The sequence below is a fragment of the Leifsonia sp. NPDC058292 genome (genome assembly GCF_042880955.1).
Classification (GTDB): domain Bacteria; phylum Actinomycetota; class Actinomycetes; order Actinomycetales; family Microbacteriaceae; genus Leifsonia.
The window spans coordinates 30,025-55,945 of record NZ_JBHVYL010000003.1 but is presented as its reverse complement, the minus strand read 5'-3'; the positions used below and the strand labels follow the sequence as shown (position 1 = coordinate 55,945).

General features: G+C 66.6%; 24 protein-coding genes. 12 read left to right on the top strand and 12 right to left on the bottom strand.

Features of this window, described 5'->3' with window-relative positions; all coding sequences use genetic code 11:
* Positions 1-3: 3 nt before the first annotated feature.
* From ACFVWR_RS03645 to ACFVWR_RS03635, 3 genes are read right to left on the bottom strand one after another with little or no spacing between them, the layout of a single operon-like run.
* The gene (locus tag ACFVWR_RS03645; protein ID WP_387208078.1) at positions 4-1,146 is read right to left on the bottom strand and encodes a glycosyltransferase family 1 protein; all 1,143 of its coding nucleotides are present in this window, start codon (positions 1,144-1,146) and stop codon (positions 4-6) included.
* A gap of 14 nt (positions 1,147-1,160) precedes the next feature.
* A complete protein-coding gene (locus ACFVWR_RS03640; protein ID WP_387208076.1) occupies positions 1,161-2,165 on the bottom strand; it encodes a hypothetical protein in 1,005 nt (334 codons plus the stop codon).
* A gap of 12 nt (positions 2,166-2,177) precedes the next feature.
* A complete protein-coding gene (locus ACFVWR_RS03635) occupies positions 2,178-3,002 on the bottom strand; it encodes a helix-turn-helix domain-containing protein (protein ID WP_387208074.1) in 825 nt (274 codons plus the stop codon).
* A gap of 74 nt (positions 3,003-3,076) precedes the next feature.
* Between ACFVWR_RS03635 and ACFVWR_RS03630 the strand changes: the two genes are divergently transcribed.
* The 3 genes from ACFVWR_RS03630 to ACFVWR_RS03620 all read left to right on the top strand — a co-directional run bounded on the left by ACFVWR_RS03630 (position 3,077) and on the right by ACFVWR_RS03620 (position 5,258).
* A complete protein-coding gene (locus tag ACFVWR_RS03630) occupies positions 3,077-3,742 on the top strand; it encodes an alpha/beta fold hydrolase (protein ID WP_387208072.1) in 666 nt (221 codons plus the stop codon).
* A 240-nt stretch (positions 3,743-3,982) separates the two neighbouring features.
* Positions 3,983-4,444 (top strand): 2'-5' RNA ligase family protein, encoded by a 462-nt coding sequence (locus tag ACFVWR_RS03625; RefSeq protein ID WP_387208070.1) that lies wholly within the window; start codon positions 3,983-3,985, stop codon positions 4,442-4,444.
* Between the two features lie 481 nt (positions 4,445-4,925).
* The gene (locus ACFVWR_RS03620; protein ID WP_387208068.1) at positions 4,926-5,258 is read left to right on the top strand and encodes a hypothetical protein; all 333 of its coding nucleotides are present in this window, start codon (positions 4,926-4,928) and stop codon (positions 5,256-5,258) included.
* A 164-nt stretch (positions 5,259-5,422) separates the two neighbouring features.
* Here ACFVWR_RS03620 and ACFVWR_RS03615 read toward each other — a convergent pair whose 3' ends face one another.
* On the bottom strand, positions 5,423-5,830 hold the full coding sequence (locus ACFVWR_RS03615) for a GNAT family N-acetyltransferase (protein ID WP_387208314.1): 408 nt from the start codon (positions 5,828-5,830) through the stop codon (positions 5,423-5,425).
* Here ACFVWR_RS03615 and ACFVWR_RS03610 point away from each other — a divergent pair.
* The 4 genes from ACFVWR_RS03610 to ACFVWR_RS03595 all read left to right on the top strand — a co-directional run bounded on the left by ACFVWR_RS03610 (position 5,738) and on the right by ACFVWR_RS03595 (position 9,220).
* Entirely contained in the window at positions 5,738-6,091 is a 354-nt protein-coding gene (locus tag ACFVWR_RS03610; protein ID WP_387208329.1) for a hypothetical protein, read from the top strand. The two genes, ACFVWR_RS03615 and ACFVWR_RS03610, sit on opposite strands and share 93 nt — an antisense overlap.
* 210 nt (positions 6,092-6,301) lie before the next feature.
* A complete protein-coding gene (locus ACFVWR_RS03605; protein WP_387208066.1) occupies positions 6,302-7,816 on the top strand; it encodes a DUF2142 domain-containing protein in 1,515 nt (504 codons plus the stop codon).
* Complete coding sequence (locus tag ACFVWR_RS03600; protein ID WP_387208064.1) at positions 7,809-8,261, top strand: GtrA family protein; 453 nt, start codon at positions 7,809-7,811, stop codon at positions 8,259-8,261. Before ACFVWR_RS03605 ends, ACFVWR_RS03600 begins: the two co-directional genes overlap by 8 nt.
* A 2-nt stretch (positions 8,262-8,263) precedes the next feature.
* Positions 8,264-9,220, top strand: a complete 957-nt coding sequence (locus tag ACFVWR_RS03595; RefSeq protein WP_387208062.1) for a glycosyltransferase family 2 protein — start codon at positions 8,264-8,266, stop codon at positions 9,218-9,220.
* Here ACFVWR_RS03595 and ACFVWR_RS03590 read toward each other — a convergent pair.
* From ACFVWR_RS03590 to ACFVWR_RS03575, 4 genes are all read right to left on the bottom strand, one after another.
* Positions 9,156-10,718 carry a DUF2142 domain-containing protein gene (locus tag ACFVWR_RS03590; RefSeq protein ID WP_387208060.1) on the bottom strand — a complete coding sequence of 521 codons (1,563 nt, stop codon included), beginning with the start codon at positions 10,716-10,718 and terminating at the stop codon, positions 9,156-9,158. The two genes, ACFVWR_RS03595 and ACFVWR_RS03590, sit on opposite strands and share 65 nt — an antisense overlap.
* A gap of 16 nt (positions 10,719-10,734) precedes the next feature.
* The gene (locus ACFVWR_RS03585; protein ID WP_387208058.1) at positions 10,735-12,030 is read right to left on the bottom strand and encodes a nucleotide sugar dehydrogenase; all 1,296 of its coding nucleotides are present in this window, start codon (positions 12,028-12,030) and stop codon (positions 10,735-10,737) included.
* A gap of 82 nt (positions 12,031-12,112) precedes the next feature.
* Entirely contained in the window at positions 12,113-14,407 is a 2,295-nt protein-coding gene (locus ACFVWR_RS03580) for a hypothetical protein (protein ID WP_387208056.1), read from the bottom strand.
* Positions 14,404-14,877, bottom strand: coding sequence for a hypothetical protein (locus ACFVWR_RS03575; RefSeq protein ID WP_387208054.1), 474 nt, complete (start codon positions 14,875-14,877; stop codon positions 14,404-14,406). Before ACFVWR_RS03575 ends, ACFVWR_RS03580 begins: the two co-directional genes overlap by 4 nt.
* A 229-nt stretch (positions 14,878-15,106) precedes the next feature.
* On the opposite strand from ACFVWR_RS03575, the gene ACFVWR_RS03570 reads away from it, so the two are divergent.
* Both ACFVWR_RS03570 and ACFVWR_RS03565 read left to right on the top strand, forming a co-directional pair.
* Complete coding sequence (locus ACFVWR_RS03570) at positions 15,107-16,039, top strand: ABC transporter permease (protein ID WP_387208052.1); 933 nt, start codon at positions 15,107-15,109, stop codon at positions 16,037-16,039.
* A gap of 3 nt (positions 16,040-16,042) precedes the next feature.
* Entirely contained in the window at positions 16,043-17,230 is a 1,188-nt protein-coding gene (locus tag ACFVWR_RS03565) for an ABC transporter ATP-binding protein (protein WP_387208050.1), read from the top strand.
* A 13-nt stretch (positions 17,231-17,243) separates the two neighbouring features.
* Here ACFVWR_RS03565 and ACFVWR_RS03560 read toward each other — a convergent pair whose 3' ends face one another.
* The 4 genes from ACFVWR_RS03560 to ACFVWR_RS03545 all read right to left on the bottom strand — a co-directional run bounded on the left by ACFVWR_RS03560 (position 17,244) and on the right by ACFVWR_RS03545 (position 21,645).
* Positions 17,244-18,287, bottom strand: a complete 1,044-nt coding sequence (locus ACFVWR_RS03560; RefSeq protein ID WP_387208048.1) for a glycosyltransferase family 2 protein — start codon at positions 18,285-18,287, stop codon at positions 17,244-17,246.
* Positions 18,280-19,209: an NAD-dependent epimerase/dehydratase family protein gene (locus ACFVWR_RS03555; RefSeq protein WP_387208046.1), complete on the bottom strand. Its 930-nt coding sequence runs from the start codon at positions 19,207-19,209 to the stop codon at positions 18,280-18,282. The genes ACFVWR_RS03560 and ACFVWR_RS03555 overlap by 8 nt, the downstream gene beginning before the upstream one ends.
* Complete coding sequence (locus ACFVWR_RS03550) at positions 19,202-20,470, bottom strand: glycosyltransferase family 1 protein (RefSeq protein WP_387208044.1); 1,269 nt, start codon at positions 20,468-20,470, stop codon at positions 19,202-19,204. Before ACFVWR_RS03550 ends, ACFVWR_RS03555 begins: the two co-directional genes overlap by 8 nt.
* A gap of 143 nt (positions 20,471-20,613) precedes the next feature.
* A complete protein-coding gene (locus ACFVWR_RS03545; RefSeq protein WP_387208042.1) occupies positions 20,614-21,645 on the bottom strand; it encodes a LacI family DNA-binding transcriptional regulator in 1,032 nt (343 codons plus the stop codon).
* A gap of 348 nt (positions 21,646-21,993) precedes the next feature.
* Here ACFVWR_RS03545 and chvE point away from each other — a divergent pair, with 348 nt between their 5' ends.
* The 3 genes from chvE to mmsB all read left to right on the top strand — a co-directional run bounded on the left by chvE (position 21,994) and on the right by mmsB (position 25,911).
* Positions 21,994-23,121, top strand: a complete 1,128-nt coding sequence (gene chvE / locus ACFVWR_RS03540; protein ID WP_387208040.1) for a multiple monosaccharide ABC transporter substrate-binding protein — start codon at positions 21,994-21,996, stop codon at positions 23,119-23,121.
* Positions 23,122-23,194: 73 nt separating this feature from the next.
* Positions 23,195-24,739 carry a multiple monosaccharide ABC transporter ATP-binding protein gene (mmsA, locus tag ACFVWR_RS03535; protein ID WP_387208038.1) on the top strand — a complete coding sequence of 515 codons (1,545 nt, stop codon included), beginning with the start codon at positions 23,195-23,197 and terminating at the stop codon, positions 24,737-24,739.
* Positions 24,736-25,911 (top strand): multiple monosaccharide ABC transporter permease, encoded by a 1,176-nt coding sequence (mmsB, locus tag ACFVWR_RS03530; RefSeq protein ID WP_387208036.1) that lies wholly within the window; start codon positions 24,736-24,738, stop codon positions 25,909-25,911. The genes mmsA and mmsB overlap by 4 nt, the downstream gene beginning before the upstream one ends.
* Positions 25,912-25,921 lie beyond the last annotated feature (10 nt).

Sequence of the window (25,921 nt, the reverse complement as noted above, 5' to 3'; positions counted from 1 at the left end):
CGCTCAGTCCCCGGGCACGAACTCCGCGAACAGGGCGGCGATCGCGTCTTCCCAGCCCTTCTGCTGAGCCTCCGACGAGAGGTCGCGTGCGGCGGCGTGAGCGGCCGCCTTCCAGGCCGCGACCGACTCCGGGGTCAGCCGGGCGATCACGCTGCGGAGCGACTCGACCGAGAAGTCCGGCACGACCTCGCCGAGCCCGTACTGCTCGAGAATCGCGACCATCTCGGGCGACGGCCCGATGATGAGGCCGAGTCGTGCCTGCACCGCCTCGAAGAACTTGTTCGGCAGTGCGTGTGCGAGGTTGAAGTTGGTCGGCGGCAGAAAGGTCATCGACACGTCGTACTCGGCGAGTGTGTCGACGAGTCTGTCGTACGGCACGGGATCGCGGAAGGTGAGCCCTGCCACGCCTGCACCCTGCGCCTTCAGCTCGGCGACGTAGTCCGGTTCGTTCGGCATGACGATCATGTCGAGCGTGACGTTCGCGGGCGCATCCTTCATCAGTTCGATGAAGTTCTCCAGCTTGCGATAGCGCTGACCGGCCGCCGAATGGATCAGGCGGATGGGTGAGTGCACGGGGGCGGGCTCGCGCTCGGAATAGGGAGCGGCGTTCGTGACGACGCCCACCTTCACCCCGTAATCCGCCTCGTACTGGTCGGCGATGCCGCGCGCCACCGTCGTGACCGAGGCCAACTGCTTGAGGTAGGTGCGGCACAGCCACCGGGTGTACGGCGCGACGGTCAGGCGCCAGCGCAGATCGTCGTCCTTCTCCTTCGGCGCGAACTCGTGCAGGTCGCCGTGCACGCCGAAACGTGGCTTCAACTCCAGAGCGAGCGGAACGGCGTTGAGGTCGTTGGCGAGGATGCCGTCGAACCGACGGCCGGTCAGCTTGGGCCGGGCGTCGGCGACCGCCTGTGTGTTCCAGTACGCACGCCGGTAGCGACGTGTGGCGACCGCGACCTTGTCGTCGACCCACCCACGCGCTTCACGCGGGATCTCGACGTGATCGACCACGCCGTCCGGCGCATCCCCGTACCCGCAGGTCGTGACGTCGTAGAGGTCGCTGAAGAGCTTCACCTGCTTGAGCACCCGCGGATCGGACCGGATGGGCGAGAACGACAGGATCAGCAGCGACGGGCGGTGGGACATGCGGCTTTCTGCTTTCAGTCGGCTGCGGCCTGGCGGTAGGCCGCTTCGAGCACGGGCACCCATCGGTCGGGCGTGTGCTTGTTCAGAACCCAGCTTCGCGCATCCAGTGCCGTGGAGGCTCCGATCGGGTCGGCAAGGGTCGCAACGGTCTGCTCGACGACCTCGGGCACGGTGCCGGTCAGCACCGGCGGCGGGTCGCCGCCGTCCTGCAACTCGGTGACGGGACAGAGCACGACCGGGCCGATCGCCATGGCCTCGAGTTCACTCACAGCGATGATGCCCGCGGCCTGTCCGATGGCGACGTCGGCGCCGGCCACGAGATCGAGGAATCCGGCGTGCGGACGTCGCGGCACGAGTTCGACGCCGCGCGCGGCGGCCTCCGCGGCACCCGGACCCCAGTCGAGGCCGACGAGACGCACCTCGGCGGGCAGCGCAGCTCGCAGAGCGCCCGCCAGTTCGAGTTGGGTCTCGACGCCCTTCGTGTCGTCCCAGCGGGAGACGAACAGCACGGTCTGCGGCCCGGTGCCGGTGGCAGCGCGCCAGGCAGGAAGCCGCTCGGGCTCCACGAACGCCGGCATGTATCGCGCGTCGGGGCGGGCCTTGGTCGCTTCATCGACCGTGTCGAGGTTCGTGTAGTACACGGCGCTCGCGCCGTCGATCGCCCGCTGCACGAGGTCGTGGGTCTCGGGCGCCTTCCACTGGCGACGGATGTCCGTGCCGTGCAGGTGCAACAGGTAGGGACGCTTCGGGATGTACGGCTTCTGGAACAACGGAACGGTCGTCGCGTAGTGCACGTGCAGCACGTCGCTGGTCGCGGCGGCGCGAGCATGACGCAGAACGTAGGGGATCTCGGCGAGCCGGCCCGCTCCCCCGCCGAACCCGGCCGACGGGCGTACCTTCTCAGGCGGCAGGTACCCCCAGGTCAATCCGCTGCGCGCCGCGGCATCCACGAGCGCCCTCCCGACGAACGCGCAGTCGTTGACGTGCGTGACACGGGGGGTCTTGAGTGCGGAGTCCACCCCCACATTCTGTCATCCGCGACCGCGGGGTCCGTCCGCGCGCGTGGCCCGATAGCGACCCGGTGTCGTGCCGATGATGGCGGCGAAGGCCTCGATGAAGCTGCTGGGATTCGCCCACCCGCAGGCGTGCGCGGTCTGGGTGGTGTCGTAGCCGTCGGCCAGCAGCACGAGCGCACGGTAGACGCGCAGCTGGGTGCGCCACTCGTAGAACGTCATGCCGAGCTCGCGGTGCAACAGCCGGCTGAGGGTGCGGGAGCTGGCGCCGACGGCTCGGCCGAGCTCGGCGAGCGACGCGTTTCCTGACGGCTCTTCCGTCAGCATCCGCGCGATCGACCGCAGCCTGTCGTCCGCTGGCTCCGGCAGGTGCAGCGGCTCCTCCTGCGACTCCCGGAGCTCGTCGACGAGCACCCGAAGCAGGCGCGAGCCCGCGGCGGTGCTGCCGTCCGGCGCAGCGCGGTCGTAGCGGTCGCTGCCGGGGCCGGTGACGGCGAGCAGGATCTCGCGCGCTATCCCGGAGGCGAGGAACACGGCGGGCCGAGGCGGCAGGTGCCGTGCCAGGGAGGCCGTCACGAAGACGATCCGCATATCGGTGTCGCCATGCGCTTCGTGCTGGTGCGTGAACCCGCCGGGAGTCCAGGCAACCCGATTCGCGGGTACGACCGAGGTTCCGCGATCGGTGTGAACCGCCAAAACGCCCGTGGCCGCGTAGACCAGGTGCCCGCGGGCATGCGCTTGCGGTTCACTCACGCCACCGGATGCCCACTGGTGTCGGCCGCCGGACGGCCAGATGTGCGACGCGGTGGGCACGGCCGTTGCGGCTTGGCGGCGAACCATCATGGTGTGGCAGTTTACCGGTGGCGCGCCACCTGGTCGACCTGCTGTTCTGGAGCGTGAACAAAGGAGAAACTTCCATGCAGACATTCATCCTCGTTCCGGGCGCCTGGCACGGCGCCTGGGCCTTCGAGTCCGTCGTGCCGTTGCTGGAGCGTGCCGGTCACGCGGTTCATGCTCTGACCCTGACCGGGCTGCGGACCGATGACGACGATGCGACGGTCGCGAGCGCAAACCTCGACACCCACGCCGACGACGTCTTGGCGCTCCTCGATCGCGCGCGCATCACCGATGCGACACTGGTCGGCCACAGCTACGGCGGGATGGTGATCGCTGCCGCCGCCGACCGGGCCCGCGGCCGGGTGTCCCGCTTGGTACATCTCGACGCCTACGTTCCCCTCGACGGCGAATCGTGCTGGTCGTCGACCACCGAGGCCTACCGGCAGGCGTTCGTGGCGGGGGCTTCGGAGACCGGCTTCGCCGTGCTGCCACCCGACCGGCCCGGCCGGGATCCGCGCCGCCGGCCGCATCCGTTCGCCTCGCTCGTGCAGTCCGTCAGACTCACGGGAGCGCACGCCCGGGTGCCCCACCGCGAGTTCATCTACTGCTCGGGATGGGAGGGCACACCGTTCACCGGTCTCCGCGACCGCCTCGAAGCCGACCCTTCGTGGCGCGTCAGCGAACTTCCTACCGCCCACGATGCAATGCGCGAGGCACCCGACGCCGTCGCCGAGCTGTTGCTCTAAGTAGTAGGTCCACGACGCGACCTTGCGACGCGAACTTCTGGTCGCTACCGCGTGATCGGACAGCTAGGGCACCGACCCCGAGCCTCACGAAGAACGACCACGACTGCGGAGATCACCAGTAGTCCAGCTACGTGTGAATCGCAGCGATAAGTGACCATGTTCTGACAGCGCTATTTGTCATCCCCGCTGCCCGCAAGCCGATCCGCTTACGGACCCCCGCCGTTGGCATAGGGTCGGCTCATGAAGAGCTATGCCGTCGTCGCACTGTTCAATCCGCTCGACATCGGCACCACTATCAGTCGCCACGCATGGCCAGGGCACGTCACGCTTGCCTCGAACTTCACCGCTGCCGCGGCCGCTGACCAGATAACCGAGGTCGTGGCCGAAGCAGCCCCGGCAGCGGAACCGCTGAGCGTGCGCTTCGGTGAACACGCACTGTTCGGACCGAACCACGATGTGCGAGTCCGGCTAGTGGAATCGAAACAGGCGGTCAGCGTGCACAGCCGCGTTGCCGATCACCTCGAATCCCTCCCCGGTTTCGCCGCTGAAGAACCGGCGTACTGGCGAGACGGATATCGCCCCCACCTGACTCTTGGCCCATCGGTGACCGCGACGGAGTGCGACCGCGAAACTGCGAGCTTCGTCGCGATCGTTGAGATCCTCGACACCGACGCAAAGGTCCTCGCTCTCTTCCACGCCTGAGGCGCACGCTGATCGATCCGCTTACGAGAACGGGACTACGACGACCTGAACTTCATCCTCGTACAAGATTGGGCCCGGGTTATCGTTCTGGCGTTTGATCCACCCGACGCCGTAGCGATCGAGTAGTTCGAGGATTCAACTCCGCGACGTAGACGACAGCGTTTTCGTACGCGCGCGCAGGATCGTTGACTTCAGCCCGACAGCGCCCGGGAAGAGCTGCTCCAACATGCGTTTCGCCCAGATACAAGACCTTCTCGCTTTCGGTCTGCCTCAAGTACGCCTCAACGAGGCGACTTACAGCGTCGTTGTCAGGTCCGGTGAGGTCGGCCGGTCGGAAGTTGATCGAATCCAGTTCGGTATGCACCATTCCATCGTCCCAGCGAGAAGCGGATGCCCCAGCGCTGCCCCGAAGACGGTCGCCCAACGGGCAGTTCTAGTCGTCGGCCAAAAGCTGAGGTGTCGAGTGTTCTACAATCCACGCATGCCTGAACGCATCATGTTCGTCCAGCTGAAGACTGGATACGACACCGATGCCGGGCCTTGTTGGATCGGCAGAGTGACCTTCACCAAGACGTGGCGCACCGCAGATTTTCACGGACGCACCCTGCGGCGAGTAACGGGAACCGCCTACGCCAACTTCGATGCCAACTTCTACGACGTGGAAACCAACGAGGGTTACTGGCTCTCCGGACCGAAAAGGGACAGAACGGATTCCCGCTACCGTCACCAGACCCCAGTCGTCGACGACGACGTGCGCGCCGAGTACGACGCCTTCCTCGCCGGCGCACCTCTGCCGGGTCGCGAACGAGGCTGAAGCCTGTCGCTGGGCCGTCCGGTAAGACGATCCTTTCAAGGACGTCGGCGCGTCACCACGGGACAGTGCCGTTGTGAACGTGACGACCACCATGGCGTCGCCGGCCGACCAGACCGACCCCGAGTCGGTCGTTGGTTGCGTGTTTCGCTTCCCTTGTGAGTGAACTAGGCCGCGGGAGGGTGTGCTGGCGGAAATCGGCCTCCGCTGTATAGGCCTCCGCTGTATAGACAGACACCGGGAGCGGGTGGCGACCCTGATGCGCTTCTAAAAGGTGTCCGTTTGAGGATCGAGCTACGGAGTCTTCTCGAAGGTGTAGTCGCTGACCGTGAGGCCGGGGAGCACGTCGCGGTCTTCCCGGTGCGTGAAGCCGGCGCCTTCGTACAGCCGCCTCGCGGGAGCGTTGTCCCGGCCCGTGGACACGACAGCCGGGGTGCCACCGTCAGTGCGCTTCGCACGAGTCTGGCCCCGATACCGCGCCGGTGATAGGCAGGATCGACAACCAGGCGGTCAATGTCTGCGACGCCACCGTCGACCGTGTACCCGAGTGCGCCGACGATCTCGCCGTTCTCCATGTGCAGGAGCCAGTGCAGTCTCGCCGCAACGAGGTCGTCCTCGGTTTCGTGGAGAGCGGGGATACGGTCGTCGCCGATCAGGGCCGCTTCGACGAGGTAGGCGGCGCGCTGTACACGGACCAGGTCGGCGGCGACATCCCGCACATCGTCTGGTGCGAGTTCGGTTGCGGGCACCCTTCCATCTTCGCAGCAAAACCGCGGCCCGGCAGAACCCTCGAACGGATCGGTCCGGTCGCCGCTGAGTTGAATCGGGAGGGGTGACACAGCTGCGTCCTCTGTGTCGGCGACCCCGGCGACGAGATGGAGCCTCCGCGAAGTCGGCCGCAGGCCGCTCGCCCTGTGAAAAATGGCGGGGTCAGAACACATCGCTCTCGACGAGGGTCACGGAGACCCGAGTCGGCCGGGGCGCTGAAGGCGATCGCGTGCGACCAGTCGCGAGGCCGCTCAGGTGCCGGCAGGTAAGCTTTCGGAGTGCAGAACTCCCGAACGGATCAGTCCGGTCGCCGTCGACGCAACCTGATCTTCCTCGTCCCGGTCTTCGCGCTCATCGCGTTGATCACCTGGGCTGTTGCGACCCCCGTCGGTTCGAGTCCTGACGACGACTACCACCTGGCGAGCGCCTGGTGCGCCCTGGGCGACAGGCCGGGTCTCTGCGAAGCGGTTCCCGGGCATCCGGAGGAACGGGCACTGCCGAAGGGCGTCGCCCAGGTGCTCTGCAACAGCGAGTATCCGACGCAACTGGTGAAGTGCGACGTCGACCCCGATCAGGCGCCGACGGCGCTCATCCCGACGGAGCGCGGCAACTTCGCGGGCACGTATCCTCCGGTCTTCTACACCGTGATGGGCGTGTTCGCGAGCAGCCAGTACGCGGTCTCCGCCATCGTCATGCGCATCGTCAACGCCGTGCTGTTCGTGGGCCTCACCTCGCTGCTCTACCTGTTCCTCAACCCGAGCCGGCGGCGCACCCTGCTCTGGATGTGGACGATCGGTGTCGTGCCCCTCGGCCTCTCGTTGCTGTCGTCGAACAACCCGAGCTCCTGGGCGATCATCGCCGGCGGCTCGCTGTGGCTGGCCGCGCTCGGCTGGTTCGAGAGCAGCGGAAAACGAGCGATCGGGCTCGGCATCCTCACCGTCGTGTTCACGATCATGGGTGCCGGCGCTCGTGCCGACTCCGCCATCTACGCGATCCTCGGCCTCGCCGTCGCCTGCATCCTCGCGGTACGCCGCGCCCGCGTGTTCTGGCTGAAGGCGATCCTCCCCGCCGCGCTCGTAATCGTCGCCGCGCTGTTCTACTTCGGCGCCAACCAGTCGGTCGGCTCCTCCGGCCTCTCCGGCAGCCACGAGGCCGTGGCCGGAATGACCACCGCCCAATACCTGTGGGACTACGTGCTCGAACTCCCCCAGCTCTGGGCCGGCAGCCTGGGAACGTGGCCGATCGGCTGGCTCGACATCCCGATGCCTGCGCTGGTGTCGGTGGCCGCCGTCGGCGTCTTCGGAGCGTTCGCCTTCGCGGGTCTGCGCTCGGCGTCGTGGCGCAAGCTGATCGCCCTCGCGTTCGCTCTCGTCATGATGTTCGCCGTGCCGGCCTGGGTGCTGTTCAAGGGCAGCGCAACCGTCGGCCAGGAAGTGCAGCCGCGCTACGTGCTCCCACTGCTGCTGATGTTCGCCGGCATCGCCCTCATCGAGGTCGGGCGCCGCATCTCGTTCACGAGGGTGCAGATCGTCGTGGCGACGGTGGCGCTCGGGATGGCGGGCGCTGCGGCGCTGCACGTGACCATCCGCCGTTACGTCACGGGTCTGCAGGTGACCGACATCAACCTGAACTCGGGCGCGCAGTGGTGGTGGGGCGGACCGGTGTCGCCCATGCTCGTGTGGCTGATCGGCTCGGCCGCATTCGCCGCCGCCGTGTTCTTCGCGCTGTGGTGCGCCCGCGATTCGTCAGCCGACCGCACCATCGAACCGGGAGCGGCGCTCAGGAATGACTGACACGTCGCCCTCGCCGTTGAGAAAGCTCTTCTCCCACTCCGGCGTGCGCTACCTGATCGCCGGTGGCCTCAGCTTTCTCGTCGACTTCGGTCTCCTCGCCCTGCTGCACAACGTGCTCCTCTGGCCGGTGTGGCTTGCGAGCGGAGTGTCGTTCCTGCTGAGCTTCGCCTTCACCTACACGATCCAGCGGATGTTCTCCTTCGGGTCGACTGCTCCGCACGGCCGCGCGGTGGTGCGCTACACGCTGCTGGTCGCATTCAACACGGTCGCCACGATCGTGATCGTCTCCCTCGTGAACTCGTCTGTGCTCGGTTGGGCCGGCGGCAAGGTCGTCGCCACCGTCGTGACCACCGTCTGGAACTACTTCGCCTACCGATACTGGGTGTTCGCCGACCCGCGGCCACCTGTATCGCAGCCAGAGTCGCCGTCCACCGAAAGGACCTGACCGTGTACAACGGAGCCCGCATCGCCGCGGTCGTGCCCGCTTACAAAGAAGAGGCGATGATCGCAACGGTCATCACCACGATGCCCGACATCGTCGACCACATCGTGATCGTCGACGACCACAGCCCCGACGCGACGAGCGACGTGGTGCGCAGCGTCGGCGACCCTCGCGTCACGCTTGTTCGCCACGAGGTCAACCAGGGCGTCGGCGGCGCGATCATCACAGGTCATCGCACTGCGCTCGAGCTCGGCGCCGACGTGAACGTCATCATGGCCGGCGACGCGCAGATGAACCCCGACTACCTCCCGCCGCTGCTCGACGCGGTCACGAAGGAGGGCTACGGGTTCGCGAAGGCCAACCGGTTCTTCTCCCCCGAGTCCTTCCAAGGCATGCCCGGGCACCGCGTCTTCGGCAACATCGTGCTCTCGTTCATGACCAAGCTGGCGTCAGGGTACTGGAACCTCTTCGACCCTCAGAACGGCTACACCGCCATCCGGGCCGAGGTGCTGAAACGTGTTCCTCTCGACAACGTCTCGAAGCGCTACAGCTTCGAGAACGACCTCCTGATCCATCTCAACATCCTGCAGGTGCCGGCCACAGACGTCCCGATCCCGGCGGTCTACGGCGATGAGGTGTCGAGCATCCGTTTGTCGAAGGTGGTCCCCGAGCTGCTCGCCCTGCTCACCCGCGGGTTCTGGCGTCGCATCTGGTACCGCTACGTGCTCTGGTCGTTCTCGCCGATCGCGCTGCTGCTCTTCCTGGGGCTCATCCTGTTCGTCGCAGGGCTCGGCGTCGCGGTGTGGGTGTGCTTCCAGATCGCCGCCTCCGCCGTGGCGACCGCCGCGACGGTCATGCTGGCGGCTCTCCCGCTGATCCTCGGTTCTCAGATGCTGATCAGCGCGCTTCAGCTGGATATCCAGGCGAGTCCGTCGACTCCGAACCTGCTTCCGTTCGAGTGAGCGGTTCCGACGACGATCGCGCGACCCACGCGTAGGAGACGACGATCGCGCCGATCAACCCGGCCACGATCCAGAGAACGTTCGAGCCGGGCGCGTGCCACTGCGGGTGTTTGAGGAAGCCGGACCAGGAGCCGTGGATGCCCACCGCATACCGTCGCAGCACCCACATGATGGAGTAGGTCTGGCCGATCGCCACGAGCGCGCCCACGATGATCACGCCCCGCATGATCAAGGCTCGGGGCACCCGGATGCGTGACGTGTCGGACAGCACGATCGCGACCGCGGAGACCACCATGACCGCCGCGTACGCGATGAGGGAATAGCGGCCCTGCCAGATGTACCCGGAGCTTTGAACCGACGCCGCCTGCACCGCTGCAGGGATGAAGAGGAAGCCTCCGACCGCGATCAGCACGGCAGCAAGAAGGCGCCCGCGAGCGACGATGACCGCAGCCAGCACTGTGGCGAGCGACAGGAACGACCAGACCCAGTACGCATAGCCTGGTGCGGCCGTGTCCACCCAGCCGAAGAGGCCGATCAGGCCGTTGTCGAACGTCTTGTCGAGGAGCATGGTCGCGAAGGCCAGTGTCGGACTGTCGCCGGCGCCACCGTAATGCCCCATGCTGGCCAGGGTGTTCGTGGCGAGAATCCAGACTGTCGCGAAGCCGCCGCCGAGCGCGAGCACGACGAGAGCGACCCAGGCGGAAGGACGGCGGAACAGCTCGCGAACCCGCCCCGGAGCGGCCGCGACCAGTGCGATGACCGCGATCAGCACCATCCAGAGCGGCGACAGCCCCCGGGTGTTCGCCAGGAGCACGCCGCTGACGGCGACCAGAGCGAGTGCCCAGCCGGGCCGAGGCAGCGCAGGTCCGCGCACCAGGAGGAGGAGGAGGGCCAGCAGAGCCGTGCCCGACGCGATCTCGATCGCGTTCGGGTTGACGGAGCCGCTGAGGAACAGCGTCATCGGCGTGACGACGGCGAGGGCGGCGAAACCGGTCACCGCCGACCGGCGGAGCAGGAAGAGTGCGGAGAACGCGATGGCCAAGAGCGCCGAGCAGATGAGCCCTGTGAGCAGGCGCATCGAGAACACTGCGGCGAACGAGTGGCTCGTGATGAGCGTGGGCCAACCGACCAGCGCGTAGTAGATCGGGTTGTAGAGCCCGGCGGAGGTCTCCGCGGTGACCTCCTTCGCCGAACCTCCCTCGATCGCCCCCATGCACCCCGCCGGCGTGGTGTTGCTGAACGCTGTACAGGTGAACTTCCACACTCTCGCGATGCCGTCGGGCACCGTGACGTCGGTGCGGCCGGAGCGCTCGGTCGGTGTTCCGATCAGTTCACCGCGCACGACTGCGGCCGCTTTGATGATGTGGGAGGGCTCATCCGGGCTCGCGGACAAAGGTGTCGTGACGGCCCAGGTGCCGGACATCAGCATGAGCCCCACGAAAACGAGGAGACCGGTCATCCACGTCGATCGACCGATCCGCTTGGTCAGGCCGATCATCCGGCTGCCACTCCGATCATCGGACGGCCACACCGATCACGCGGTACACGACGCCCGGCCACACGTCTGCCGAACTGACGCGACGACCGTCGATGAACGCCTTCACTCCGGGCAGGCGCTCGGGGGTCAGGTCGCGGTACTCGGCGTGGTCGGTCTGCACGACGGCGGCGCCGACGGGCTCGCCCAGGGCGTACGGCTCGAAACCGAGGGCTCGGAGCTCGTCGTCGGAGTAGAGCGGGTCGTGCACGAGGGGCACGGCTCCCCGCGCCTGAAGTGCCTCGACGAGCGGGAACACGCCGGAGAACGCCGTCTCCTTCACCCCGCCACGGTAAGCGGCGCCCAGAACCGCGACTCGCACGCCGCTGAGATCGCCGTATGCCCCTTCGAGCATGCTCGCCGCGTGCGCTGGCATCCCGGCGTTCGCCTCGCGCGCCGCGCGCACGATCGTCGCCTCGGGGTCATTCCACAGGTAGAGACGCGGGTAGACCGGGATGCAGTGGCCGCCGACCGCGATGCCCGGCCGGTGGATGTGGCTGTACGGCTGCGAGTTCGAGGCCTCGATGACCCGGTAGACGTCGATGCCGGCGCGCTCCGCGTAGCGGGCGAACTGGTTGGCGAGGCCGATGTTGACGTCGCGGTAGGTGGTCTCGGCGAGTTTCGCGAACTCGGCGGCCTCGGCGGAGCCCAGGTCCCAGACGCCGTTCGGGCGCGCGAGGTCGCTGCGCTCATCGAAGTCGAGCACGGCCTCGTAGAACTCCTGGGCGCGACGCGCCCCGGACTCGCGAAGGCCGCCGATCAGCTTCGGATACTTGCGCAGGTCGGCGAAGATGCGGCCGGAGAGCACGCGCTCGGGCGAGAACACGACGTCGAAGTCGGTGCCCTCGACGAGGCCTGACTCCTGTTCCAGCCGCGGGACCCACCGTTCGCGCGTCGTGCCGACGGGCAGCGTCGTCTCGTACGAGACCAGGGTTCCACGGGTGAGGTGCTTGCCGACGGACTCGGTGGCCGCGTCCATCCAGGCGAAGTCGGGGCGGGCTTCCTTGTCGACGAAGAGGGGGACGACGATCACGACCGCGTCCGCGCCGGGCACGGCAGCTGCGTAGTCGGTCGTGGCGCGGAGCGCTCCGGATGCGACGACGTCGGCGAGCCCTTCGGCAAGCCCGGCCTCCCCAGGGAAGGGCGGGGTGCTCGCGTTCACCAGGTCGACCACCGCGGCGTTGACGTCGACGCCGACCACCTCGTGGCCCTTGGACGCGAACTGAACGGCGAGAGGAAGACCGATCTTCCCCAGGGCGACTACCGCGATCTTCATCTATTCATTACTCCCGCTGATGTGCGAACCAAAGCGAGTCAATCCTAAGCGCTGGCCGCCGGTCGTCCGCCGGGAGCCGCGGTCAGGCCGCCGGACCGGTGGGGATGGCCGAGCCGAACAGGGCGTGCACGTTGAGGTACGTCGCGCCCTGGCTCAGCTCCTGGAAACGCTGCATCGAGCTGATCGGTCGCTTCTTGCCGCCGTCGAGCCAGTAGATCGAACCGTCGGCGGTGCGGATGAACTTGGTCGCCGGTGCGCCGACCTTCAGCAACTGACACGTGTAGCTGTCGAGCGGCACGAAGGTGAACGGGTAGAGCGCCTTCAGGCTCGGGTCGAGCTTGTGCACGCTTCCGCCCGCGCTGACGTAGTCCGTCGTGCCGCAGGTCAGCCCGAAGCCGAGGAGCGTCGTCGATGTCGGATAGGCGTCGAGTCTCGCCTGCGTCGTGAAGCTGTATCCGGTGATGCCCGCCTCGTTCGCGAACGCGAAGTTCGACAGGGCGATCTTGTTGGTCACGCCGTTCACCAGGTAGACGGTCGCGCTGTTCGTCGACAGCACGAGTGTGTTGCTTGTGAGCGCCACCGGGCCCTTCGGGATGGCGGCGACCAGCGAATCCGGCACCGTCGAGATGACGGGGGTCTTGCCGCCGGCCAGAGCGACGAGCGACTCCCACGCGCCCACCGGGAGCAGCTTGTCGGCCATCACGATGTAGACGGTCGCCGAGGTCGGGGTCTTGATCATCGAACCGGCCACGATCGTGCCCTTCGACGGGTAGGCCGTCAGGAACCCCTGCGGCACCGACACGGCCGGCAGCGCCGCCGTCGATCCGGTGTTCCAGACGTAGCTCCCGCCATCGGCGAGCACGTACTTGGTCGCCGATCCGGGCACCTGCACGATGCCCGTGAACGCCGAACCCTTCGGGATGATCGCGATGCTGTTCGCGCTGAGGGAGCCGACCGACGAACCCGGGAGCCCGGCGCCGGCGAGGGCGCCCGCGTCCACCGGGTAGGCGGCTCTGTTGCCGAGGTAGCTGTAGTTCGAGGTTCCGCGCTGCGTGGCGAAGACCGCATCCCGCACGATCGGAGCCGCGTACGGCAGTGCGGACACGGCGTCTTCGGTGAGCACGTTGAACCCGCTCGGCAGGCCGGCGGCGGCCTGCGACGTGTTGTCGAGGATCTCGCGCTTCGTGCCCGAGGTGACGTAGTACCGCGAGCCCGTCGTCGTGCCGAGGATGGGACCCATGGCCGGGCCGTTCGCGAATCCGGAGAGCTGGTCGTCGGTGAGCTGCACGAAGCCGCTGGTGTCGCACTTGCCGCCGTAGTCGACGACGAGACCGCACGAGCCGAACGGGAGCTTGATGCTCGCATCCGTGAAGTAGATCGTGCCGTTCGGCGAGCGCAGCACGCGGCCGGCGGGCTGCATGGTCGCGTAGCCGTCGAGGTAGGACTGCGACACGTAGCCCACCTGGCCGAGTGGCGCGAACGTGTTCAGCATGCCCTGGCTCGTCACCGGGTACTTGTTCGCGCCCGAGACGATGTAGACCGTGGCGTTGCCCGTCGTGCGGAGCAGGCTGGTCGCCGCCGTGGTCGAACCGAACCAGTCGGTGTAGATGCGCCAGAAGTTGCGGTTGCCGTATGCGCTGCAGCCGTCGCCCGTTCCGTACAGGTTGGCGAGCGCCGCAGCGTTCGGCTGGTACGGCGTGTAGTTGTAGAGACCGGCCGTCGCCTGGTTCTGGATGTAGACGTTCGACGAGCCGCAGCTGGCGTTGGGGCTGTACCGGATGGCGTTCACCCGGCCGGCGACGTGGTTCCAGCTGGTGGGGCTGGCCGCGTAGCGCTTGAACTGCAGGGCGGCGTTGTAGACCTGGTTGAAGAAGCCGTAGTACTGCGAGTCGCAGGCGGCTGTATCCGGGCAGCCGTATCCGGTGGCCGAACGATACTGTCCGCTGCCGGGATAGGTGTCGGTGACGAGGCTCTGCTCCTTCTCGAGGAGCACGATGATGGCCTTCTGGCTGATGCCGCACACGGCGCCGACCTTGGCGATGATCGTGGAGGCGAGCTCGTTCGCCGCACCGGTGTACGTGTCGCAACGGCCGGCGACCGCGGCCCTCGTCGCTGTGGTCTGGCGGTAGTCCTTGAGGCAGGTGTATCCCGCCCGGCACGAGGGGACCTTGGCGGAGAGCGTCGCCTGCACGTCGCTCGCCGACATCGCCGAGCCGTTGAAGAAGAGCGCGTCGCTGATGATGTTGCCCGCGTCGAACTGCGAGCCGACCGCCGCTGCGGCCGCGGGCTGGGATGCGGTCGTCGAGAAGACGCCGAGCAGCCCGGCGACGAGCGAGACGATCGCCAGGGCGGGAAGGAAGACGACTCTGCGTTTCACGGGATCTCCACGGTGGCGGGCTGAGACGTGTACTTCTCGCCCTTCGACTCGTAGGAGAGGGTCAGCGTCCAGCTGCCTCGCACGAAGTCTTCGATCGGCGACTGCACGAGACCGCACGACGTCGTCATCCTGTCTGCGGTGCCCTGCTGCTGTGCTGTCACCGTCTTTCCCTCTCGCTCATAGGAGAAGACGCACGAGCCGCCGTCTTCCACGACACCCTGGATGTACCCGGATGCCGACACGTGCTTTCCGTCCACATCGACGCTCGCAACGACGAGCACTGGTTCGATGGTAGAACCCTCTGTCGGCACATCACTAGGGGTCTGCGCCGGTTTGGAGGGCACGGGCTGGGTGGTCGACGAGCTCGGAACCGGGCTGTCTGCGGTGCAGGCTGTCAGTCCGCCGGCGAGCGCGACGGCGCTCACGAACACCGCGAATGCGGCGAGACGGTTCTGGCGCGGGAGTCTCAAAATGAAGGCTTCCTGGTTGGAGAAGTGCGCGGATGTACGCCGCGGGCCGTTCCAGGCTATCGGCACCCGTGCGGGTCGTGGGGGGAATCGTGCGCGGGCGGACCCCCCAGAACGGGGTCAGCACGGCGCGTACGTCCAGGAAGCCTGGGTTAACATGTCCAATGGACTCCGGCTGGTTTCACTCAGCACCCGGCTGCGGCCGCCGGCATCCGTCCGCCCGAGGAAAACTATGACTACAACTGCGGCGCAGACGCGCGCAGCGCTCATCGAGAGCCAGCCGCTGGAGGCCGTCGGCCAGCGTTCCGGCCTTTTCCGGGGCACGTTAGGATCATTCGCCGATATCTGGGCACACCGCGAACTGCTCGGGCTGTTGGTGCGCCGTGAGCTGAAGGCGCGCTACAAAGACAGCAGCCTGGGCGTGGTGTGGAGCCTGTTCCGGCCGCTCGCCCAACTGCTCATCTACTTCTTCGCCATCGGGCAGATCCTCGGCGCCGCGCGAGGCACTCCCGACTTCGCGATCTTCGTCTTCATCGGCCTCACGATGTGGGGTCTGTTCGCCGAGATCGTGCAGAGCAGCACGACCTCGATCCTCGCCAACGCCGGACTGGTCAAGAAGGTGTACCTTCCGCGGGAGATCTTCCCGCTCAGCTCCATCGGCGGGGCGCTGTTCAACTTCCTCGTGCAGCTCGTCGTGTTGACGCTCGCGATCATCTTCCTGTCGTCGTCGCCGTTCGACTGGAGCGCGCAGGTGCTGCTGGCCCCGCTCGCGGTCGTCACCCTCGTCGTCTTCTCGACGGCGATCGGGCTCTTCCTCTCCGCCGTCAACGTGTATCTGCGCGACGTGCAGCACATCGTCGAGATCGCCCTGGTCATCCTGTTCTGGGCCTCCCCCGTCGTGTACTCGTACACCTACCTGCACAAGCTGCTGCACGGCAACTGGCTCGAACAGCTCTATCTGGCCAATCCGGTCACGACCGCCATTCTGGGCATGCAGCGCGCTCTCTGGGCCGCCGGCGACACCTCCACGGGCCCGATGGCCCAGGTCTGGCCCCCCGGACTCGGCCTGCGACTGGTCATCACCCTCGCCATCAGCCTCGTCCTCCTCTGGCTCGCGCAGCGTGCGTTCGCTCGCCTCCAGGGCAACTTCGCTCAGGAGCTCTGATCCATGGCCGCCCCCATCATCGCCAGCGTCAACGGCGTCTCGAAACGCTTCCTGCTGCACAAGGACAAGTCGTTCAAAGAGCGGATCGTCAACTTCGGCGCCTCGCGCAAGCACCGGGACGACTTCTGGGCGCTCCGCGACATCGACCTCGACATCGAAGCCGGCAGCACGGTCGGCCTGGTCGGCCACAACGGCTCGGGCAAGTCCACCCTGCTCAAGGTCATCGGCGGAATCATCCAGCCGTCGTCGGGCTCGGTGCACCGGCGCGGCAGGATGGCGGCCCTGCTCGAGCTCGGAGCCGGTTTCCACCCCGACCTCACCGGCCGCGACAACGTCTACCTGAACGCCGCCATCCTCGGGCTCTCCCGCAAGGAGACCGACAAGTACTTCGACGAGATCGTCGACTTCTCCGGCATCGCCAACTTCATCGACACCCAGGTGAAGTTCTACAGCTCGGGCATGTACGTGCGTCTGGCCTTCGCGGTCGCGGTGCACGTCGATCCCGATCTGCTCCTCGTCGACGAAGTTCTCGCCGTCGGCGACGAGCCGTTCCAGCGCAAGTGCATGGAGAAGATCGCGGAGTTCCAGAACGAGGGCCGCACGATCATCCTGGTCAGCCACTCGGCCGAGCAGGTGGGCTCGCTGTGCGACCGCGTGGTGGTGCTCGACGGCGGCAGCGTGCAGCACGACGGAGACCCCGGCGAGGGCATCCGCATCCTGCGCGACGGCTATGAAGACGAGCGCAGGGCTCTCCTCAAGAACCCCGACGGCACGCGGCGCAAGCTGGCGTACGAGATCGGCTCGTTCGACGTGGAGACCGAGATGCGGGGCGACACCGCTCGCCTCACCGCTCGCCTCGGAGTCGATATCAACGAACCGACGCCCGGCTGGGGTGTCGGATTCTCGATCGAGACGCCGCTCGGCATGCGCCTCTACAACATGACCACGTTCGACGGCCCCGCCCTGCCGAACACCCGCGGGCGGCACGAGCTCGTCTTCGAGATCCCGGATGTGCGCCTCGGCCCGGGCAAGTACCTCATCAACATCGGGCTCGGCAACAAGGCAGGCAAGAACTTCGACCTGGCCACTCCGGCGGGAACGTTCGACATCCCCGGCGACGACTACGGCAACGGCGTCCTGCGCCTGACGCCGTCGGTGAGCGCCGACGTCACGGTGCGCACCGGCAGCTGACCCGCCCGGCCGCTCAGGAGGCGCTGCCTCCAGCGGACGCTTCGGTCTTCGAGCGCGACTCGTGGTGCAGCTTGCGCTTGTGTTCGAGCGAGCCGGCCTTGATGGCACCGTGGTCGTCGAGGTCGACCAGTGTCGACGCCCGGTAGCTGCTCCACTTCTTGAGGTGGTACAGCGGGTTCACGACGAGCCAGTAGAGCTTGCGCTGCGGGCTGTACGCCCTGTCGCGCACGATGCGCAGCGCGTCGCCGAGCGACCCGTGCAGGCCGTACTTCACCACGGCGAAGCGGCTGATCTTCGGGATGTCGTGTCCGTTCTGGCGCAGGCCGACGGTCTCGTCGAAGATCCGGTGTCCGTACTCCTGGAACGTGAGGTCGTTGGAGTGCTCGACGGAGCCGCGCGGGGAGTACGCCTTCACGTATCCCTCCTCGATCACGTCGCGGCCGAACATCTGGTCTTCCGCGTACCGCACGTCGCGGTACGGGATGACGTTCAGCAGGAAGTCGCGGCGCACGGCCGAGTTCACGTCGGAGTAGTACGACATCGCATCCACCACGGCCGGCTTCTGCGCCAGCTCCGGGGTGCGGTAGAAGAGCGTCGTGCCGAAGTCGGGGCCGAGGTTGCGGAACATCCCGTAGATCTCGTAGCGCTGCAACGGGAAAGCCCTCGGACGCGCGACCTGCTTGCCGAGAACGGCGACGACCTGCGGAAAGCGCTCGAACGGGTCGAGCAGCTCGGCCAGCCAGTGCTTCGTGCTCGGAACGGCATCGTGCGTCAGGAAGGCAAGGAACTCGCCGTTGGCCAGCTGAGCGGCCAGGTTGCGGGTGCGCCCGTGACCGAATTCCTCGTTCGGAATGGTGTGCAGACGCACCTCCGGGTACTTCTTCACGATGTCGAGCGTCGCGTCGGTCGACCCGGAGTCGATGACGAGCACCTCGAACGGGCGGTCGAAGTCCTGCTTGCGCAGCTTCCTCAGAATGCGGTCGATGTACTTCTCGCCGTTGTAGGTGAGGATGGCGACGGTCGCCACGGGCGATTCGGGCGCGGGCGTTTCAGGCACCGGTCTCTTCTTTCATCTCTTCGAACGTCTTGCGGATGCCGTCGTCGAGCGACGTCAGCGGCTGGCTGCCGAACTCCCCGCGGTAGCGGCTCGTGTCGAGCACGACCCTGTCCACGAACGTGGGAGGGGTGGGGCGCTCTTCGACGGCGAAATCGATGCCGGTGACCCGCCGCAGGGAGTCGAGCACCTCGGCCACCGAATGCCCGGCGCCGCTGCCGAGATTGTAGAGGTCGTGAGCGGTGTCGCGCCCGGTCATCGGAACGATCATGTCGACCAGGTCTTCGACGTACACGTAGTCGCGCACCATCGAGCCGTCGCCGAACTGCATGACGGGTTTCCCCGTGATGATCTGCCGCAGGGCGATCGGGATGAGCCCCTGCTTCTTGTTCGGGTGCTGACGGGTCCCGTACGGGTTCGAGATGCGGAAGATCGTCGAGTCGAGGCCGTGGGTGGCCTTGAAATAGCCGAGGTAGCGCTCGATGGCGAGCTTGCCGATGGCGTAGGGAGAGATGGGCAGCGTGCGGTCGTCTTCCGCGTACTCGCCCTTGCCCTGTTGCCCGTAGATCGCACCGCCGGTGGAGGCGAAGTACACGTGCCCGACCCCAGCGGCGACGCAGGACTCGAGGAGCTCGACGGTCTGTGCGAGGTTTGTGCGGATGTCGAGGGTCGGGTCGGACTCCGCGGTCGCCGGTGTCGTCGTCGACAGGAAGTGGAAAACGTGGTCTTGCCCGCGCACGGCGCTCTCGATGTCGGACCGGCTGAGGAACTCGCCGACACGCACCTCGGCGTCTGTCGTGCGGAAGGTCGGGCGCCGGGAGCTGTACCGATCGAACGCGCGCACCTCGTGGCCCGCGGAAGCGAGGCCGTCGACGAGATGGGAGCCGATGAACCCGTTGGCTCCGATCACGACCGCCTTAGCCACGCATCGCTCTTTCGAACGCGGCGACGAACTGGTCGCCGGAGTCTTTCCAGTCGATCTTCGACACCGACTCCGACATCGCGACGGCGCGCTCGGGGGCGTCTTCGCGCTCGACCACCTCGACGAGCCGCCGGGCGATGGCGCGGGGCGACACCGGCACATACTCGATGAACGGGTTGTCGGAGACCATGCGGTTGTTCGGCCCGTCGTTGACAACGGGGGCCACGCCGCTCGACATCAGTTCGAGGGGAAGCAGCGACATGTTCGACAGGGACATCACGAGGCCGGCCGCACAGCGGTTGTAGACGCTGTTCAACTCGGAGATCTCGAGACTGGCAAGGTTGTTGTGCTCGAACGGGATGTTCCAGTTCGACACGTCCCAGCCGGCGAGGTTGATCGTGATGTCGGGCTTCTGCTTGGCGAACTCGGCCAGCGAAAGCAGCCCGAGCTCGAACGCGCGGCGCGGGGTCACCGGGCGGGCGTAGAAGAAGATCTCGGAGCGGCGGCCGGTGTTCGTCACGTTGTACCGCGACTTGTCGACCGCGAAGTCGAAGTGGTCGGTCTTCATGCCGTACTCGGTGCTGAGCTTGTGCGACAGCCACCCGCCGGCCGTGATGCCGTGGAAGCCGAACTTGTAGGTGTTCTCAGCCAGCAGGGACTCGCTGCCGAGCGGGTAGAACGACGACTCGAAGTCCTGCACGAAGTAGAAGCGGCGGGCGAGGCTGCTGTCGAGGTACGCGGGATACGCGGTCTCCCAGCCGGTGGCGAAGAGCGCCTGGGTCTCGCGGTGCACGCCCTTGTCGCGGTCGAACATGCGGATGTCGGCGGAGAGGTGCGGGTACGCATCCGTCGACGACAGCATCGCCTTGACCTCGGGGATGCTGACCTGGCCCTCGCTCGAGGTGTAGAGGTAGATCGTGCAGCGGTGACCGGCCTGCTCGGCGAAGTCGATGAACCGGAAGAGGTTCTGGTGCCCGCCCGACTCTTTGCCGGGGGGCGACATGATCCACGCGATGTCGACCGGCCCCTCCTTCACGACGATGGGGTCGGCGAGCTGGGGAGCGGGCTCCGTCCAGTCCACGGCCTCGGCGTCGTCGGCGGCGACCAGCATCATGGGCGTGTTCACGGTGAGACGGGTGTGCGCTTTGCGAAGCACTCGTGCGCTGAGCGCGCGCGGTCCTTCATCGCGGAGGATGCGGAACGGCCGCAGCGCGAGCCTCGTCGTCTTGGCGAAGAGTGCTCGGGGCCCCTGCTCACGTAGCACTCTGTACCCTCTGCCGAACGCGCTCAATCGTCTCCCCTAGTCAGTGGCCGGGTGTCCGGCACCGTGGCCGGACAGCGTGTAAGTCTAGCAATCGCCCAATGTGCGTTCCCCGAGGGCTCCTGACCCGGTGCGGCGCGGCCGGGTCAGGGCCCCGAGTACGGGGCAGTGCTGTCGCGCACGATGAGCTGCGGAGTCGAGAACTCGACCGGTTCGGGCGGGAGACCCCCTTCGATCTCGGCCAGGAGCAGGTCGAGAGCGCTCGCGCCGAGCTGCGCGAAGTCCTGCCGCACCGTCGTGAGCGGCGGATTGAGATGCTTGGCCTCGGGGATGTCGTCGAAGCCGACCACGCTGAGGTCGTGCGGCACAGACAGCCCCAGGTCGGCGGCCGCGTGCATGATGCCGAGCGCCATCTGGTCGTTCGAGGCGAACACCGCGGAGAACTCGCGGTACGGCAGCAGCTTCAGCCCGAGGTCGTAGCCCTGGTCGACGGTCCAGTCGCCGAGCGCCGGGGCCGTGGCCGAGATGTCCCACGCCGACAGCTCTTCGAGGAAGCCGCGCATCCGCTCCTCCGCCTCGTTCCAGTCCTGAGGCCCCGCGACGTGGAGGATGCGCGTGTGCCCGAGCTCGATCAGGTGTCTGGTCGCCCGCCGTGCGCCGCCCCGCTGATCGAAGGCGACGGCGCGGTCTCCGGGTCCGTCCCGCCACTGGAGGCTGATGGAGGGCACCCCGATGGAGACGCGCTCCAGCGCTTCGTGCGCCCGCTGCTGGGGCGCGATGACGACGACGCCGTCGACGCCCTGCGCGAGGAAGGCGTCGAGCGCGTCGGCGAGACTCGCCTCGTCTTCGTGCGCCAGCGTGGCCGAGATGATCGTGTACCCCCGGGCCCGCGCCGCCTCGTCGACGGCGGCCGCCGCGCTGAACGGCCCGTAGTGCGAGCGCGCAGACACGAGCAACCCGATCGCCTTGAACCGGGAGGTCGCGAGCGCTCTGGCCGCGCTGTTCGGGCGCCAGCCGAGGTCGTCGATGACCTTGCGCACCTGCGCTTCGGTGGAGGGCTTGATGTACCGCTCGCCGTTCAGCACGCGGGAGACCGTCTGGCGTGACACTCCCGCCAGACGGGCGATGTCGCGGATGGAGAGACGCCGCGGAGCCCCGTCTTCGATGTTCTCCGTCATGTGGTCTCCGGGTCGTCGGCGGTGGGCGGCGATGCCCGCGCGCACGGTCCTGTGCTGATCTTAGGACGCCGCCCGCGGCAGCGCCTTCCGAGTCATTTTGTTTTCAGTGCTTGACGGACCGCTCCATTGAGGCATAAGTTTCTACCGTTCTGGGACCGGTCACATATTCGGGATACAACCTAGCGGACGACGAGGGAGTCGCACCATGTTGGACGACGATTCGCGAGGAGGCGATTCGCTCCACGACTCCGCTGACGCCCATCCCGAGCACCGGATGACCGTTCCAGGTCGGCTGGAAGCCGCGCGATATCGGCGCGCGGACCACCTCACCGCTCGAAAGGAATCACAGTGAAGCTCAAGAGAATTGCGATAGGAGCTGTCGCCATCGGCGTGGCAGTTCTGCTGGCGGCCTGCTCAGGCGGCCGCCCCGGCACGGGATCGTCGGCGGGCTCGTCGGACAACAAGGGGGCGCTGGTCGGCGTGGCGATGCCCACCAAGGTCTCCGAGCGATGGATCGCCGACGGCAACGCGGTCAAGGCCGACCTCGAGAAGAACGGATACAAGGTCGACCTCGAGTACGCCAACAACGACATCCCCACCCAGGTGCAGCAGATCAACACGATGATCACCAAGGGCGCGAAGGTGCTCATCATCGCCTCGATCGACGGCGGCTCGCTGACGGACCAGCTCGACGCAGCGGCGAAGGCCGGCATCAAGGTGATCTCCTACGACCGCCTGCTCACCGGTGACAAGAACGTCGACTACTACGTGTCGTTCGACAACTTCAAGGTCGGCGTCTTCCAGGCGAACTCGCTGCTCACCGGCCTCGGGGTTCTGGATGCGGACGGCAAGAAGACCGGCAAGAAGGGCCCGTTCAACATCGAGCTGTTCGCCGGAAGCCCCGACGACAACAACGCCACGTTCTTCTTCAACGGAGCGATGGACACGCTGAAGCCGTACATCGCCGACGGAACCCTCGTCGTCAAGAGCGGCCAGACCGCGTTCAACCAGGTCGCCATCCTCCGTTGGGACCCGGCCACCGCCAAGGCGCGCATGCAGGACCTCGTCGCCAAGTCGTACTCCGGCGGCGAAGCCGTGCAGGGCGTCCTCTCCCCCTATGACGGTCTCTCCGACGGCATCCTGAGCGCGCTCGAAGGCGCCGGCTACGGCTCCGGTGGAAAGCAGCTGCCCATCATCACCGGGCAGGACGCCGAGGTGGCGAGCGTCAAGCAGATCATCGCGGGAACCCAGTACTCGACGATCTACAAAGACACCCGCAAGCTGGCCAACGAGGCGGCGAAGATGGCGAACGACATCCTCACCGGCAAGAAGCCCGAGGTGAACGACACGAAGAGCTACGACAACAAGACCAAGGTCGTGCCGAGCTTCCTCTTCCAGCCGGTCGTCGTCACCAAGGACAACTACCAGGAAGTGCTCGTCGACAGCGGCTACTACAAGGAATCCGACCTCAAGTAGGGCCCGCCGCCCGTACCAGGGTGGGCGCGGTCACCGGCCGCGCCCACCCTCCGTGACGAAGCAAGGAACATCCATGTCAAAACCGATCCTCGAGATGCGCAACATCTCGAAGACCTTCCCCGGCGTCAAAGCGCTGCAGGATGTCTCGATCTCGATCGAGGCGGGCTCCGTCCACGCCATCTGCGGCGAGAACGGCGCCGGCAAGTCGACGCTCATGAAAGTGCTCTCCGGCGTCTACCCGCACGGCACGTTCGAGGGCGAGATCCTGCTCGACGACGAACCGGTGGAGTTCCGTTCGATCAACGACTCCGAATCGGCCGGCATCGTGATCATCCATCAGGAGCTCGCCCTCTCCCCCTACCTCTCGATCGCCGAGAACATCTACCTCGGCAACGAGCGTCAGCGCGGCGGGTTCATCGATTGGAACGAGACGAACCTCGAAGCGGGCAAGCTCCTGAAGCGAGTGGGGCTGAACGACAACCCGATCACCAAGATCAAAGACATCGGGGTCGGCAAGCAGCAACTCGTCGAGATCGCCAAGGCGCTCTCGAAGGAGGTGCGCATCCTCATCCTCGACGAACCGACCGCGGCACTGAACGACGACGACTCGGCGCACCTGCTCGAGCTCATCCGTCAGCTGCAGACGCACGGCATCACGTCGATCATCATCAGCCACAAGCTCAACGAGATCAAAGCGATCGCCGACCGGGTGACGATCATCCGCGACGGCAAGACGATCGAGACGCTCGAGATGCGCGGCGAAGGCGCGAGCGAAGACCGCATCATCAAGGGCATGGTGGGCCGGGATGTCGCGAGCCGCTTCCCCGACCACGTGCCGCACATCGGCGAAGAGCTGCTGCGGGTCGAGGACTGGACGGTGCACCACCCGCTCGACCGCACCCGCAAAGTCGTCGACGGCGCGAACCTCTCGGTGCGGGCAGGCGAGATCGTGGGTATCGCAGGTCTCATGGGCGCCGGCCGCACCGAGCTCGCGATGAGCATCTTCGGGCGCAGCTACGGCGTCAACATCAGCGGTCAGGTCTACAAGCGCGGCGAGCCCATCTCGGTGAGCACGGTCTCGAAAGCCATCGCGAACGGCATCGCGTACTCGACCGAGGACCGCAAACGCTACGGCCTCAACCTCATCGACAACATCCAGCGGAACATCTCGATCGCCGCCCTCGACAAGCTCACCGACTGGTTCAAGATGGTCAACGACCTCAAAGAGCGCGCCGTCGCCGAGGGGTACCGCAAGAGCATGAACATCAAGACGCCGAGCGTGCTGGCGGTCGCAGGCAAGCTCTCCGGCGGCAACCAGCAGAAGGTCGTGCTCTCCAAGTGGATGTACGCCGACCCCGAGGTGCTCATCCTCGATGAACCGACACGCGGCATCGACGTCGGAGCGAAGTACGAGATCTACACGATCATCCAGCGCCTGGCCGACTCGGGCAAAGGCATCATCGTGATCTCCTCCGAGCTGCCGGAACTCCTCGGCATCTGCGACCGCATCTACACGCTGAGCGAGGGCCGCATCACCGCGGATGTGCCTCGCGAGAAGGCAACCGCCGAATACCTCATGCAATTCATGACCCAGGAACGCGAGAAGACAACAGCATGAAAGCTCTCACGAACGCCCTCACCTATCTGACCGGTCAGCTGCGGCAGATCGGTCTCTTCATCGCGCTCATCGTGATCGTCGTCTTCTTCCAGATCACGACGGCCGGGATCACACTCGCGCCCATCAACGTGTCGAACCTGATCGTGCAGAACAGCTACATCCTGATTCTCGCGGTCGGCATGGTCATGGTGATCATCGCCGGGCACATCGACCTGTCGGTCGGAAGTGTCGTCGCCTTCATCGGCGCGATGGCGGGAGTCATGATCTCGTCGTGGCACATCCCGTGGCCGCTCGCTGTGATCCTCTGTCTCGTGCTCGGCGCCATCGTGGGCGCGTGGCAGGGCTTCTGGATCGCGTACTTCGGCATCCCTGCGTTCATCGTGACGCTGGCCGGAATGCTCGTCTTCCGTGGCGCGGCCCAGATCGCTCTGGGCAACCAGCAGATCTCCTTCTTCCCGAAGGAGTTCCGCGCGATCGGCTCCGGCTTCCTGCCCACCTTCGGAACCTCGGGCTATGAGCCGCTCACCCTGATCCTCGGGCTCCTCGCGGCCGTCGCCATCGTGGCGAGCGCAGTTCGTCAGCGACTCGTGCGCCGCAAATACGAGCTCGAAGACGAGCCCATCTGGTGGTTCGTGGTGAAGGTCGTCTTCCTGGTACTGCTCGTGCTCATCGTGACGCTGCTGCTCGCGAGCTACAACGGCACCCCGATCGTGCTGCTCATCCTCGGCGTGCTCGTCGTCGGGTACACCGCGATCATGAGCAGGTCGGTCTTCGGGCGTCACATCTACGCCATCGGCGGCAACCTCGCCGCGGCCCAGCTCTCGGGGGTCAAGACGAAGCGCGTCACGTTCCTGCTGTTCGTGAACATGGGCGTCATCTCGGCCATCGCCGGCCTGGTGTTCACGGCGGGCCTGAACCTGGCGAGTCCGAGCGCCGGCAACGGATTCGAGCTCGACGCCATCTCGGCGGTGTTCATCGGCGGCGCAGCGGTGACCGGCGGTATCGGCACCGTGCCCGGCGCCATCATCGGTGGCCTGATCATCGGCGTGCTGAACAACGGCATGTCCATTCTCGGCGTCGACAGCGACTACCAGCTGCTGATCAAGGGCCTCGTGCTGCTCGCCGCCGTCGCGTTCGACGTCTACAACAAGCGGCGCTCGGTCGGCAGCTGACGAGCGGCGA